The 13,669-nt window shown below is 60.0% G+C and carries 14 protein-coding genes; 10 read left to right on the top strand and 4 right to left on the bottom strand.

Annotated elements, in window-relative coordinates; genetic code table 11:
- Window positions 1–709: 709 nt before the first annotated feature.
- Window positions 710–1,273, top strand: a complete 564-nt coding sequence (locus ACURWW_RS12820) for an HNH endonuclease (RefSeq protein WP_445617526.1) — start codon at window positions 710–712, stop codon at window positions 1,271–1,273.
- 180 nt (window positions 1,274–1,453) lie between these two features.
- Complete coding sequence (locus ACURWW_RS12815) at window positions 1,454–2,374, top strand: sugar nucleotide-binding protein (RefSeq protein ID WP_445617527.1); 921 nt, start codon at window positions 1,454–1,456, stop codon at window positions 2,372–2,374.
- Between the two features lie 75 nt (window positions 2,375–2,449).
- Here ACURWW_RS12815 and fabB read toward each other — a convergent pair whose 3' ends face one another.
- The gene (gene fabB, locus ACURWW_RS12810; protein ID WP_445617528.1) at window positions 2,450–3,667 is read right to left on the bottom strand and encodes a beta-ketoacyl-ACP synthase I; all 1,218 of its coding nucleotides are present in this window, start codon (window positions 3,665–3,667) and stop codon (window positions 2,450–2,452) included.
- A 98-nt stretch (window positions 3,668–3,765) separates the two neighbouring features.
- Window positions 3,766–4,290, bottom strand: a complete 525-nt coding sequence (fabA, locus tag ACURWW_RS12805) for a bifunctional 3-hydroxydecanoyl-ACP dehydratase/trans-2-decenoyl-ACP isomerase (protein ID WP_445617529.1) — start codon at window positions 4,288–4,290, stop codon at window positions 3,766–3,768.
- 178 nt (window positions 4,291–4,468) lie between these two features.
- Between fabA and ACURWW_RS12800 the strand changes: the two genes are divergently transcribed.
- The 3 genes from ACURWW_RS12800 to ACURWW_RS12790 are packed head-to-tail and all read left to right on the top strand — an operon-like array spanning window position 4,469 to window position 6,939.
- A complete protein-coding gene (locus ACURWW_RS12800) occupies window positions 4,469–4,747 on the top strand; it encodes a hypothetical protein (RefSeq protein WP_458618496.1) in 279 nt (92 codons plus the stop codon).
- Window positions 4,744–5,568: a UTP--glucose-1-phosphate uridylyltransferase GalU gene (gene galU, locus ACURWW_RS12795; protein ID WP_445617530.1), complete on the top strand. Its 825-nt coding sequence runs from the start codon at window positions 4,744–4,746 to the stop codon at window positions 5,566–5,568. Before ACURWW_RS12800 ends, galU begins: the two co-directional genes overlap by 4 nt.
- A 15-nt stretch (window positions 5,569–5,583) precedes the next feature.
- The gene (locus ACURWW_RS12790) at window positions 5,584–6,939 is read left to right on the top strand and encodes a phosphomannomutase (RefSeq protein ID WP_445617531.1); all 1,356 of its coding nucleotides are present in this window, start codon (window positions 5,584–5,586) and stop codon (window positions 6,937–6,939) included.
- Window positions 6,940–6,989: 50 nt separating this feature from the next.
- Here the strand turns inward: ACURWW_RS12790 and pgi are convergent, their stop codons facing one another.
- Complete coding sequence (gene pgi / locus ACURWW_RS12785; RefSeq protein ID WP_445617532.1) at window positions 6,990–8,645, bottom strand: glucose-6-phosphate isomerase; 1,656 nt, start codon at window positions 8,643–8,645, stop codon at window positions 6,990–6,992.
- A 67-nt stretch (window positions 8,646–8,712) separates the two neighbouring features.
- Window positions 8,713–9,675: a polyprenyl synthetase family protein gene (locus ACURWW_RS12780; RefSeq protein ID WP_445617533.1), complete on the bottom strand. Its 963-nt coding sequence runs from the start codon at window positions 9,673–9,675 to the stop codon at window positions 8,713–8,715.
- A gap of 343 nt (window positions 9,676–10,018) precedes the next feature.
- Here ACURWW_RS12780 and rplU point away from each other — a divergent pair, with 343 nt between their 5' ends.
- From rplU to rpsT, 5 genes are all read left to right on the top strand, one after another.
- Window positions 10,019–10,333, top strand: coding sequence for a 50S ribosomal protein L21 (gene rplU / locus ACURWW_RS12775; RefSeq protein WP_445617534.1), 315 nt, complete (start codon window positions 10,019–10,021; stop codon window positions 10,331–10,333).
- Between the two features lie 39 nt (window positions 10,334–10,372).
- Window positions 10,373–10,630, top strand: a complete 258-nt coding sequence (gene rpmA / locus ACURWW_RS12770; RefSeq protein WP_445617535.1) for a 50S ribosomal protein L27 — start codon at window positions 10,373–10,375, stop codon at window positions 10,628–10,630.
- 129 nt (window positions 10,631–10,759) lie between these two features.
- The gene (cgtA, locus tag ACURWW_RS12765; RefSeq protein WP_445617536.1) at window positions 10,760–11,950 is read left to right on the top strand and encodes an Obg family GTPase CgtA; all 1,191 of its coding nucleotides are present in this window, start codon (window positions 10,760–10,762) and stop codon (window positions 11,948–11,950) included.
- A 146-nt stretch (window positions 11,951–12,096) separates the two neighbouring features.
- Window positions 12,097–13,218 (top strand): glutamate 5-kinase, encoded by a 1,122-nt coding sequence (gene proB, locus ACURWW_RS12760; RefSeq protein WP_445617537.1) that lies wholly within the window; start codon window positions 12,097–12,099, stop codon window positions 13,216–13,218.
- Between the two features lie 105 nt (window positions 13,219–13,323).
- The gene (gene rpsT / locus ACURWW_RS12755) at window positions 13,324–13,590 is read left to right on the top strand and encodes a 30S ribosomal protein S20 (RefSeq protein ID WP_445617538.1); all 267 of its coding nucleotides are present in this window, start codon (window positions 13,324–13,326) and stop codon (window positions 13,588–13,590) included.
- Window positions 13,591–13,669 lie beyond the last annotated feature (79 nt).

Below are 13,669 nucleotides of genomic sequence, written 5' to 3'. Positions count from 1 at the left end.
TTTCCTACAGAGATTGAGGACTGTGACCAGTTCCACGACCGCTGCGCGGGCCGCAGAATGCCAACTGCACGGACGAAAAAGGAGGCCCCAGGACGGCGGCTTTGATAAGGATCATCCTGTGCTTGTGCACCGCCAGGACGGCGGTGCTTTTTTTCTCCAGGCACCCTGATGGAAACCTCGGCCCCCGCGTGTGAGATATTTCCTACACGATAAAGCGACATTTGCCACTAGGCCGCTGAACGGCGGCTGACCATAATGGCCACACGTTCAAGGAAGCAACTGCAAGGACGCCGGGCAACGGAACTGAAGGGAATGAGCCAACTGCTCATAGGGACTTGAGCCCCCGAATCTGCAAAATCCGGCACTGAACGCCCCGCCAAGGATCTGGTGGGGTCGTTTTTTTATGCCTGCCACCACTCTCCTGGTCGACTGAACACCTCCCTCTTGTGCGAAAACTCTCGCTCCGCATGCCCAGCGGACCGGATCGAGCGTTGACTAATTGACCGCTTTGCTTAAATATAAACCGACTCCAGCGCCCACATTTCCCGGAAGGTGATCTGAGGGGCGGTGATTGGCCTGGCTAAAGTCCTGTTGTTAAAGGGCTCCGGGTCAGGTGAGATGCAAGTGCTGCCTCATGCGCTGGGTGTGCGAGCCGATTATCTCGACCATTGGCGGATTCAAACAAGGGTTCCCGACTGGAGTGCAAGGGGTGGAAGCGCAAATTCTGCGACTGAACATCGCCGGGCAGCCGGTGGAATGGCTGCACTGGAAAGAGGCGGTCTGTCTGCACGCCCGGCAAATGGTGGCCTGGTCCCTCGGTGGGGTGGCTCGTGAAGTGCGCGGCGGTTACTGCCGCCACACCGGGCTGCAATCATCCATTCAGCTTCCCGCCATCATTGCCTGCGGCGGGCGCCGGATCCCCAGACTTCGTACCAACCCTCTGCTCACCAATGAAGCCCTTTTTGCGCGGGACGACTACCAGTGCCTGTACTGTGGAAAGGCCTTTCCGTTTGCGGCGCTGTCCCGGGATCATGTAGTACCCAAAAGCCGGGGCGGGCAGGACCGCTGGGAAAATGTGGTCACGGCCTGCCGGCGGTGCAACCAGTCCAAGGGCGACCGCCTGCCCAGCGAAATACCCATGGAGCTCATTGCCTTACCCTACCGCCCGAACTATGCGGAGTACCTGGCGCTGATCAACAGTAAGCGGATCCGCTACGATCAGATGGAGTTTCTTCGCCCCCAGTTTTCGAAGAACAGCCGTTTCGCACAGTAGCGATTGGGTGATCTTGCCTTTCTTATCCCTTGGTCGTGATTGTGATCTGGAGCTTCCCTGCAGGACAAACCTGTACTGCGCTCCAGGTCGATATGCTATTGTTTTCTTCCGGTTTTCGAACAGTTCAGCACGCGCGGGTGTGAACCCTCCGCGCTGATGAAGAAGGTTTGTGGTTGATCTATGGTGGCATTTGCAAACAAACGAGTACTCGTAACAGGCCCGGCAAACGGGCTCGTTGCCGCCATTGCCGAGGAGCTCGAAGCGGGAAACACAACAGTCGATTTTGTGCAGGAGAACGAAATCAACTGGGATGAACCATCGGCGGTTGACGCGCTGTTTGCCAGCCACCCTCCAGCGGTCCTGCTCACAGGCGTTGATGTGGAAGACCCCGTTCTGCGCGGTGGCGATCTGGCCCGGCAGGACCTGCTTCTGCAACGCCATCACATGCTGGCCTTTCGCTGCGCTCAGTACGGATGCATTCCCTTCTACCTCTCCGACTACCACGTTTTTGGTGGCGATACCAAGAATGCTTACGACGAGGCCGACCCTGCAGCGCCGCTGGATTCCTACGGTGAATTTCTCGCCGAGCTTGAACAGAAGTATGCACGCGCGGTGGAGAAGCACCTGATATTGCGATTCAGCTGGCTGATCGACGCCGATGGTGACAATCTGTTCACGCGCATTTTGACCGGACTGTGCAGCGATGACCCAGTTACTCTGAGTCCCTACCGACGCGGAGCACCGACCTGGCACAGCGATGCCCGGCGTGTGGTTTGCGGTGTGCTTCGGCAGGTGTTATCCGGGGCGGAAAATTGGGGTTATTTCCATTACAGCAGTGCTGACAGCTGCAACGAATGGGAATTCGGACAGGAGGTGGCCGCTACACTGTCCGAGCTGCAAGACGTGCCTGGCAGTGTGCAAGCCGAGGATGACAAGGATCGGGAAACCATCCCCCAGGAGCCTGCCAGCGCGAGCCTGAACAGTCGTCGCATCCGCAACAATTTCGGCGTACACGGCCGCAGCTGGCGGCAAGGCTTGAAAGCGCAGGTCAGCCGCTGGCTCGACCGCCAGGCCGAAGCGGACCAAGCTCGTTCGGCCTGAGAGGGCCGGAAGGTTGGCGAGGTGAGTCGGAGTCGGTGAGCGGCTGGCCGGTGGTGCCGGCCAGCCAGCCGCCGGTCAATCCCGGTAGCGTTCGAATACCAGGCAGGCGTTGGTGCCGCCGAAGCCGAAGCTGTTCGACAGGATTGCATTCAGCCCCGCGTTGTCGACCCGTTCGCGCAGAATCGGCAGGCCGTCCGCCGCGTCGTCCAGGTTTTCGATGTTGGCCGAGGCCGCCATGAAGTCATTTTCCATCATGACCAGGCTGTAGATGGCCTCCTGCACACCGGCAGCTCCCAGTGAGTGGCCGGTAAGGGATTTGGTGGAGCTGATGTGTGGTACCTGCTCTGTAAACACCTCCCGGATCGCCTGGAGCTCCTTCGTGTCACCGACCGGGGTGCTGGTGCCATGGGTGTTAATGTAATCGATGTTCGAGCGGGCCGTGCTCATGGCCTGCTTCATACACCGCACGGCGCCTTCCCCTGAGGGTGCCACCATGTCGTAGCCATCGGAAGTGGCACCGTAGCCGGTAAGCTCTGCGTAGATTTTCGCGCCGCGTGCCTTGGCGTGTTCCAGCTCTTCGAGGACCACACAGCCGCCGCCACCGGCGATCACAAACCCATCCCGGTCCCGGTCGTAGGCGCGCGATGCTTTCTCCGGTGTTTCGTTGTACTTGGTGGACAGTGCGCCCATGGCGTCGAACAGGCAGCTGGAGGTCCAGTGTTCTTCTTCGGCGCCGCCGGCAAACACCACGTCCTGTTTGCCCATCTGGATCAGCTCCATGGCATTGCCGATGCAGTGCGCACTGGTGGAACAGGCGGAGGAGATGGAGTAGTTCACGCCCTTGATCTTGAAGGGCGTGGCCAGGCAGGCGGAGGTGGTGCTGCCCATGGTTTGGGTAACCCGATACGGACCGATTCGCTTGATGCCGCGCTCGCGAAGGATGTCCGTGGCTTCGACATTGCTCAGCGCCGATGCCCCGCCGGACCCCATGATGATGCCTGTTCGCTCATTGCTTACTTCGGTGTCGCCGAGGCCCGCATCTGCAATGGCCTGCGCCATGGAGATATAGGCAAATCCGGCGGCGTCGGCCATAAAGCGCAGGGTCTTGCGGTCGATATGTTCCTGGAGGTCGATCTCCACGCTGCCGGCGACCTGGCTTCGGAAACCAAAGTCCTGGTATTCCTGTTTGAATCGGATGCCGGAAGCTCCACGTTTCAAGGCATCCAGAACAGCAAGCTTGTCATTGCCCAGGCAGGAGACGATGCCCAGGCCGGTGACTACTACGCGTCTCATAGCGTTCCTCGTGACTGCGAGAGTTGGGAGTTGAAGATCGGCCGGAACCCGGCCGGGCCACCGATCGTTCGCTCAATGCTGATGGGACTCATACTGGATCAGAATAATTCAGCATTCTGGAAGAGGCCAACCCGAAGGTCCTTGGCAAAATATATTTCCTTCCCGTCGACGGAAACGCGGCCATCGGCGATACCCATAACAAGCTTTCGCTCGATCACCCGCTTCAGGTGGATATGGTAAGTGACTTTTTTGGCGCTGGGTAGAATCTGCCCGGTGAACTTCACTTCACCGGCGCCCAGAGCGCGGCCGCGGCCAAGATTGCCCTTCCAGGCCAGGAAGAAGCCCACCAGTTGCCACATGGCATCCAGGCCAAGGCATCCGGGCATGACGGGATCGGAAGGGAAGTGGCACTGAAAGAACCAGAGTTCCGGGTGGATGTCGAGCTCAGCAATGATCTCTCCCTTGCCGTACTCGCCCCCCTTGTCACTGATGTGAGTAACCCGGTCCAGCATCAGCATGTTGGGAATGGGAAGTTGTGCGTTGCCGGGACCAAACATACGCCCGTAACCACACTCGATAAGCTCCTCGAAGCCGTAGCTGCTCTTTCGTTCGAATTCTGACATAAAACCTGACTGTATATGACTTGCCGGTCATTGTTCTCCGGCGCACGAAGCAGGCCATTCTACCGGCTCACCGCCGCTTGTCTAGCACCCGCGCGTCGAACTGTGGACTGGTGGGCGGGGTTCCGGAGAATTATGGTATGGTAAGTGCTTTCTGCTGGAAGCGGATGAAAGCAATGCCTTGAAGAAGATGAACCAGAACGTTGTTTTTAATGGCGTGCTTTCCCCGTCGTCCATCTCGGCGGGCGGCTCCGCTTTCCGCGCCCGGCCCACTCCGCACCATCTGCCCTCCGCACGGGATCCCAGCCCAGCGCCTTTTGGTCGCTGGGCGGTCTTTTATTGGCAGCTGAACGAAGCGGCTATGGAAAAGTCTCAGCCGTTTGTGGAGATTCCCGGGCGCGGGCGCCTGCGTCAAAGAAACCCTCGTTGGATTGAACAGACTCAAGGACATAAGCAATGATCAAAAAATGTTTGTTTCCAGTGGCCGGTTACGGCACGCGATTTTTGCCCGCCACCAAAGCCATGCCCAAGGAGATGCTGCCGATTGTCAACAAGCCGCTGGTTCAGTACGGGGTTGAAGAGGCCATTGAAGCCGGACTGACAGAGATCGGACTGGTGACCGGGCGGGGGAAGCGCGCCATCGCCGACCACTTCGACGTCAGCTACGAACTGGAGCATCAGATCGCAGGCACTGACAAAGAGCGCTACCTTGAAAGCATTCGCAACGTGATGGATACGGCCTCGTTTTCCATGACCCGGCAGAAGGAAATGAAGGGCCTGGGTGATGCGATTCTGAACGGCAAGCGCTTGATAGGAGACGAACCCTTCGGTGTGATCCTGTCCGATGACCTCTGCGTGACCGAAGGTGAGGGTGTTCTGGCCCAAATGGTCAAGCTCTACAAGCAATTTCGCTGCAGCATTGTTGCTATTCAGGAAATCCCCATGGAGCAGATTCACAAATTCGGGGTGATTGCCGGCGAGAAAATAAAGGATGATCTTTATCAGGTGAAGGACATGGTGGAAAAGCCGTCCGCTGAAGACGCACCTTCCAATCTTGCAATCATTGGCCGGTATATTCTTACCCCGGATATCTTTGACGTGATTGAAGATACCCCGCCCGGAAAAAATGGCGAACTGCAGCTTACCGACGCTCTGCTCAAGCAGGCAGAAACCGGGTGCGTCATGGCTTACAAATTCAAGGGTCGACGTTTCGACTGCGGCAGCGTGTCAGGCTTCGTTGAAGCGACCAACTTCGTTTACGAAAACCTTTATCAAGAGTAGAGACAAGGAACCGTCATGCCTCAAACCCTGAGCTGTTTCAAAGCATACGATATTCGCGGCCGCGTGCCCGACGAATTGAATCAGGACATCGCGTATCGGATCGGCCGTGCTTTTGCGGAGTATCTGCAAGCGAAAACCGTGGTGGTTGGCCACGACATTCGGCTCAGCAGTCCGGAGCTGACGGACGCGCTGGTGGATGGCATTACCGACGCCGGTGCCGACGTGATGCACATCGGTCAATGCGGCACGGAGGAAATCTACTTTGCCACCTTTGACCGGGGTGTGGATGGTGGCATCTGCGTGACCGCAAGCCACAATCCTATCGATTACAATGGCATGAAGCTGGTGCGGGAAGGTTCCCGGCCCATCAGCGGCGATACCGGCCTGCTCGATATCAAGAAGATGGCGGAAGCCGCGGACTTTGCCGAGCCTGGCGAAAAAGGCACGGTCACACAGGTCGACAATCGATCGCGATACGTCGAGCATCTGTTGAGTTACGTTGAGAAGGGTGAGCTCCGTCCCCTGAAGATCGTTGTCAATGCCGGCAATGGCGGCGCCGGGGCAACCATCGACGCGCTGGCTCCGCACCTGCCGTTCGAATTCATACGCGTCCACCACGAACCGGACGGGACTTTTCCCAACGGAATTCCCAATCCGCTGCTGCCCGAAAACCGCGCCTCCACAATCGAAGCGGTCAAGGAACACGGCGCGGATTTTGGTGTGGCGTGGGACGGCGATTTCGACCGGTGTTTCTTCTTCGACGAAAACGGCAGCTTCATCGAGGGCTACTATCTTGTTGGTCTTCTGGCAGAGGCCTTTTTGCTCAAGGCGCCGGGCTCCAAGATCGTTCACGATCCCCGTCTGATCTGGAACACCCAGGCCATCGCCCGGCAGTTTGGCGGTGAGGCGATCCAGAGTAAAACCGGACATGCCTTCATCAAGGAGCGCATGCGCAAGGAGGATGCCATTTACGGCGGCGAGATGAGCGCCCATCATTATTTCCGGGATTTCGCCTACTGCGACAGCGGCATGATTCCCTGGCTGCTGGTCAGTGAGCTCATCAGCCGGAAGGGCAAGGGGCTATCGACTCTGGTGAGCGAATGCATCGCAGCATTTCCCTGCAGTGGTGAGATCAATCGCACCATCGAAGAGCCGGATCTGGCCCTGAAGAAAGCCGAAGAGCATTACGGCCCGAACGCTATTGCCATCGAACATGTGGACGGGCTCAGCGTGGCTTTCGACGATTGGCGCTTCAATCTGCGCAAGTCCAATACGGAACCGGTCGTGCGCCTTAACGTGGAATCGCGGGGAGACATTGGTTTGATGGAGCAAAAGCGGGATGAGCTGATCGGATTTCTCGATAGCCTCTGACGACTGCCCCGCCCCCGAGCTGTGCCCGGCATGGCGGCCGCCTGAAACGGTTATCTGCCGCGAAACAGGTCGATGAGTTGCTGGGTGGAACTGTCGAAGCTCTCGCGGTGGTTCGGATCGGTCAAGGCCTCGTAGATTGGGGCGCTGAGCTGTTTACCGAGTTCCACGCCCCATTGGTCGAAGGCGTTGATGTTCAGCAACACGCTCAGAACGAAGACTTTGTGTTCGTACAATGCGATCAGGGCGCCGAGCGTCTGGGGGTTGAGCTCCTCCATGAAGAGGGTGTTGCTGGGCCGATTCCCAGGGATCGCTTTGTGGTGCGCGAGTCGGGCGGCTTCCGGCTCGGGTGAGCCGGCCGCGATCAGCTCTGCGCGAGCCTGTTCGTAACTCTTCCCGGCCATCAGAGCCTGGCTCTGACTGAGACAACTGGCGACCAGGTGCTCCTGGTGATGCTTCAGCGGGTGGCTCGCGCGGCGAGCGACGATAAAGTCCGCGGGGATCAACCGGGTGCCCTGGTGCAACAGCTGATGAAACGAGTGTTGTCCATTGGTGCCTTCGCTGCCCCAGATCACCAGCCCCGTCGGGTAACCGACGGGCCTGCCCTCCCGGTCCACACCCTTGCCGAGACTCTCCATGTCCAGCTGCTGGAGGAAGCCTGGAAACAAACGCAGCAACGCGTTATAGGGCAGGACCACCTGGCTGTGGGCATCCCAGAACTGGTTGTACCAAAAGGCGGTGAGCGCCTGGATGACCGGCATATTGCGCAACAACTCTGCCGAGCGAAAATGCTCGTCCATGCTGTGGGCGCCGGCGAGTAGCTCCTTGAATCGCTCCGCGCCGATGGCAAGCGCAATGGGCAGACCGATGGCGGACCAGAGTGAATACCGACCACCGACCCAGTCCCACATGGGGAAAAGATTTTCCTCATCGATCCCGAACGCAACCGCTTTGTCCACCTTCGAGGTGATGGCGACGAAATGGCAGCGAATCTCATGGTCACTGCATCCGCCGTCCAGCACCCACTGGCGGGCGCTTCTGGCGTTCTCCAGTGTTTCCAGCGTAGAAAAGGATTTGGAGGCGACGATAAAGAGCGTGGTTTCCGGTTTCAGTTGCGCCAGGGTCCCACTGAGGTCCGCCCCGTCTACATTCGAAACAAAGTGCACTTCGATGTTGGGCTGGTGATAGGGCTGCAGTGCTTCGGTGACCATGCGCGGCCCCAGGTCCGAGCCGCCGATACCGATGTTGACCACATCGGTAATGGCATGGCCCGTGAAACCGAGCCATTTGCCCCTGTGGACCTTGTCCACGAATCGGGTGACTTTGGTGAGAGTCTGATGAACCGCTCGCTCTTCTTCGCTCTCCGCATTGGGCGAGCGCAATGCAACGTGCAGGGCGCTTCGGTCCTCCGTGGTGTTGATGCGTTCCCCGCTGAACATGGCCTCGATCGCCGCCGGAAGGGCTGCCTCCCGGGCCGTGCGCAGCAGAAGGTCCAAGGTCCTGGTGTTCAGGTGGTTCTTCGAGTAGTCCAGGGTCAGGCCGCACGCCGACAGAGTGAAGTTCTGCGCGCGGTCCGGGTCCTGAGCGAAAAGGTGGTTGAGCGTTTGCGCTAGAAGAATCGCTTGCTCGCCCTGAAGATCAGACCAATGGGAATAGCGGTCGACCAGACTGGCGGGGCTGCCGGGATAAGTCATACTGAGGCCTTCCATTTTCCATTGCTGATGACGAATCTGGAACGGTTCGGGTGGTCCTTACCCGCCTGACGCCTGCCCGCGATCAGAAGCTGCGATCGATCGCAAACTCCGCGAGATCCCGCATGGCCTTCAAATGGACCGAGTCTGTCATGACATCCAGTTCGAGGCTCGCGTTCCCCACGTGTTGGCGCGCGCGGTCGCTGGTGTAATCAAGGCCACCGTTGTCCCTCACGATGCGAACGATGGCATCCAGTTGTTCGGCAGAGCCATCGCGCAGAGCATCGGCGACAATTTTCGCCTCCGCCTCAGGAGCGTTCTGCATCGCGACGATCAGCGGCAGAGTGGGCTTGCCTTCGGCCAGATCATCGCCCACGTTCTTGCCCAGGCTCTTGCTGTCGCCGCTGTAATCGAGCAGGTCGTCCATCAACTGAAACGCCATACCCAGGTGGTAACCGTAGTTCCGGAGGGCCTTGCGCTGGCCTGGGGTTCCCCCGGCGAGGACGGCGGCGGTTTCTGCCGCCGAGGCAAACAGGATGGCCGTCTTTTTATAGATGACGTCGAAGTACGCCGCTTCGCCCAGGTCGGGATTCCTGGCATTGACCAGTTGCTGGACTTCGCCCTCGGAAATGATGTTGGTGGTATCGGCCAGGATGTTCATGACCTCCATATTGCCGATGCCTACCATCAACTGAAAAGCGCGCGAATAAAGGAAGTCGCCGACCAGCACGCTGGGGGCGTTGCCCCATTTCGCATTGGCGGTCAGGCGGCCCCGCCGCAGCTCGGACACGTCGACCACGTCGTCATGGAGCAGGGTGGCCGTGTGGATGAACTCGATGATTGCCGCCAGCTTGAGATGGTCCGTTCCCTCGTATTCCAGTGCTCCGCTGGCGAGTAGCGCCAGCAGTGGACGCAGCCGTTTGCCTCCTGCTTCCACCAGATAATGACCGATATTCTCCACCAGACCTACGTCCGAGTGCAGTTGTTCAATGATGAGCTGATCGACTGCGTTGAAGTCGCTCTGCACGGGTTCGTAGAATGACAGCATGGAGGGAGATTCTAAGGCGGATGAAAGCCTGAATGCTAAGGAGGGGGCCCCGGGCTGTCAAGGCAGAGCCCGCGGCGCCTGGGGCGTGCCCCGGCCTGACCAGGGCGGCCCGCATGAAGTGCACAGTGAGTCAGCGCTCCCGGGCTCTCGGCGGCGGCCACGGTCCGTTGCGGCGCGGCGCTTGCGGCACCTGGTGGTTTCCCGTACAATCGCCGCCCCTGAATCAGCCGATCCGGTTGACCTGAATTAACCCCAAGCGCCGCGAGCCCCCAAGAGCCGCGCCAGCGGGCAAGAGCCCGGGGCCGAGCCGCTCAGTGGCGTCCGATTCACATTGGAGCACAGCATGTACGCAATTATTGAAGCCGGTGGCAAACAGCACCGGGTCAGCGAAGGCGAAACCCTGAAACTGGAAAAGATCAAGAATGTAGAAGCCGGTGGCGCCGTCGAATTCGACCGCGTGCTGCTGGTGGCCAACGGGGACGACGTCAAGATCGGCGCCCCGGTTGTGGACGGCGCCAAGGTGACTGCGGAAGTCATCGGAAACGGTCGTCACGACAAGGTGAAAATCATCAAATTCCGTCGGCGCAAGCACTCCATGAAGCGCCAGGGCCACCGTCAGTGGTACACGGAAGTGAAAATCACCGGCATCAAAGCCTAAAACCCCGAATTCAGTTAGAGAACAGATCAGGAGCAACTCATGGCTCACAAGAAAGCAGGCGGTAGTACCCGCAACGGTCGCGACTCGGAAAGCAAACGCCTGGGCGTCAAGCGCTTCGGCGGCGAGCAGGTAGCGGCTGGCAATATCATTGTTCGTCAGCGGGGCACTCGTTTCCACCCTGGCGTGAACGTTGGCATCGGCAAGGATCACACCCTCTTTGCGAAAGCAGGCGGTGCGGTGAAGTTCGAAGTCAAAGGCCCGAACAACCGCAAGTTTGTGAGCATCGTTCCCGCCTGAGAGAGGTTTGGCGGCGGCCGCGACCTTTGCGGTGGCACAAACCTGTAATATGAGAAAGCCCCGTCTCGCGAGATGGGGCTTTCTGCGTTCTGGCCCGGCCAAAAGCCGGGCCCCAGACCTGGGTAGCCCATGAAATTCGTCGACGAAGCGACAATCTCGGTACACGCGGGCCGTGGCGGCAATGGCTGCCTGAGCTTTCGCCGGGAGAAATACATCCCCAAGGGCGGGCCCGACGGCGGCGACGGCGGCGACGGTGGCAGCGTCTACCTGGAGGCAGACGACAGCATCAATACGCTGGTGGATTTCCGCTTCCAGCCCAACTACCGGGCGGAAAGTGGAAAATCGGGTGAGGGTGGCCAGCGCACCGGCGCCAAGGGGGCGGATCTGGTGCTGAAAGTACCTGTCGGTACCACCGCCATCGATATCGACTCGGAGGACATCCTCGGTGACCTGACCGAGCCCGGGCAGCGCCTCCTGGTGGCCCAGGGCGGGTTCCATGGGCTCGGCAACACGCGATTCAAATCCAGCGTGAACCGTGCGCCCCGCCAGACTTCTCCCGGTTCCGACGGTGAGAGTCGCAATCTGAAGCTGGAACTGAAGGTATTGGCGGATGTAGGCTTGCTGGGCCTGCCCAATGCGGGGAAGTCCACCTTTATCCGCGCCGTGTCCGCTGCACGGCCCAAGGTGGCCGATTACCCTTTCACCACACTGGTCCCCAACCTCGGGGTGGTGCAGGTGCAGAAGCATCGGAGTTTTGTGGTGGCCGACATCCCCGGCCTGATCAGCGGTGCGGCGGAAGGCGCCGGTCTGGGCATTCGCTTTCTCAAGCACCTGACCCGCTGCCGTCTGCTGTTGCACCTGGTGGACACGGCCCCATTCGACGGCTCCGACCCGGTGGAGAACGTGCGTTCCATTCAGCACGAGTTGGAAAACTTCAGCCCCACCCTGGCCGCTCGCCAGCAGTGGTTGCTACTCAACAAAATTGATCTGCTCCCGGAGGACGAGGTGGACGCCCGGTGTGAGGACATCGTCCGCCGCCTGGATTGGCAGGGGCCGGTTTTCCGTCTCGCGGCCATTAACAAGACCGGTACCGCTGCGCTCAGCGGTACAATCCTGGACTGGCTGGAGGAGCGCTGGCAAAACGAGGCCGAAGACCCGGACGTGGCTGCCGCCGAAGAGCAAAGCCAGACGCGCATGCAGCAGGAGGCCCGCGATCGAATCGAGGCCCTGCAGGAGAAGCGCCGCCAGGAGCGCAGGGCCCGGCGGGAGCAGGACGACGATGACGATGACGATGACGTGGAGGTCGTCTATCACCCCTAGTCCCCTATTGAAGAACTAGCAGCCTGTTGAGAAAGCCCTCCTGGCAGGCCGTCAAAGAAGCGCCTGTTGGCTGCCTACCGAGCCCTTCGAAACGCTCTATGGGCGCCGTCGCTGGAGGCAGGCGCCAGGTTTGGAACACGAGAAGAGTGGATACAACATCAGTTAACAACCCGAAGCGGCGCTGGGTCATCAAGATCGGCAGCGCGCTGCTCACCAACAATGGCCAGCGCCTGGACGCGGATGCCATCACCGCCTGGGTGGACCAGATGGCGCAACTGGACACATTGGGGGTGGAGTTTGTGCTGGTCTCCTCCGGTGCGGTCGCCGCCGGCATGAGCCGGCTGGGCTGGTCCCGGCGCCCCAACGCAATTCACGAGTTGCAGGCGGCCGCCGCGGTGGGTCAGATGGGGCTGGTGCAGACTTACGAACAGGCCTTTGCCCGCTACGGCCGCCATACTGCCCAGGTGCTGGTGGACCACGATGATCTTTCCAACCGCCAGCGCTACCTGAACGCCCGCTCGACCCTGCTGACCCTGCTGAACCTCGGCGTTGTAGCGGTAGTGAATGAAAACGACACGGTGGTGACCGATGAAATCCGCTTCGGCGATAACGACACCCTGGCGGCGCTGATTGCCAATCTGGTGGATGCGGAAACGCTTGTCATTCTTACGGACCAGGATGGGATGTACGACCGGGATCCCCGCGGCAACCCGGACGCGCAGCTCATCCGGGAGGCGGCGGTGGACGACCCGCGCCTGACCGAGATGGCTTCCGGCGGCGGCGAGCTGGGCCGCGGCGGCATGATCACCAAGGTGCGGGCGGCGCGTCTGGCGGCGCGTTCGGGGGCCGATACGGTCATCGTCGGCGGCCGCATCGATTCCGTCCTCACCCGTCTTGCCCGACGGGAATCCCTCGGCACCCATCTGACCACGGACCAGCAACCCCAGGCCGCCCGCAAGCGCTGGCTGGCAGGCCAGTTGCAGGCCCGGGGGCGCATTCGACTGGACGCGGGGGCCGTGCGCGTTCTGCAGCAACAGGGGCGCAGTTTGCTACCGGTTGGGGTCAAGGCGGTCACTGGCAACTTTACCCGCGGCGACATGGTGATCTGTGAAGACCCGAGCGGGCGCGAGATCGCCCGGGGCCTGGTCAATTACAACAGTGAGGAAGCGCGCAGGATCATCGGCCACTCCAGCGAGCTCATCGAATCGCTCCTCGGCTATCGCGATGACGAAGAGCTCATCCACCGGGACAATCTGGTCCTTACCTGAGCGCAACGGGGTTCCGCACCCAGAGTCTGTTGACTCCTGTGTGGAAACCGGCATAATGTCGCGCCTCAATTTATCCTAGACCCCAATTCGTATCAGGAGCACTCAGTGGCTAACTTTCCCCAATCCCGTAAGCGCGCTCGCCAGAACCTGAAGGCCCGCAAGCATAACGCCAGCCTGCGCTCCATGGTTCGTACCTACATCAAGAAGGTGGTTGCCGCCATTGATGCCAAGGACCTGGAAGCAGCGAAAACCGCTTACGCGCAGGCCGTGCCGGTCATTGATCGCATGGCGGACAAGGGCATCATCCACAAGAACAAGGCCGCTCGTCACAAGAGCCGCCTGAACAGTCAGATCAAGGGTCTGGCTGCTTAACAGCCCGTCGTTCAGAACATCCCGAAAAGCCCTGCTGGAGTGCTCCGGCAGGGCTTTTTGCGTTCGCCGCCGGAAACCT

The sequence above is a fragment of the Gilvimarinus sp. F26214L genome (assembly GCF_054401055.1).
The sequence above is the reverse complement of the archived record's forward strand: the minus strand, read 5'-3'. Positions and strand labels throughout refer to the sequence as shown.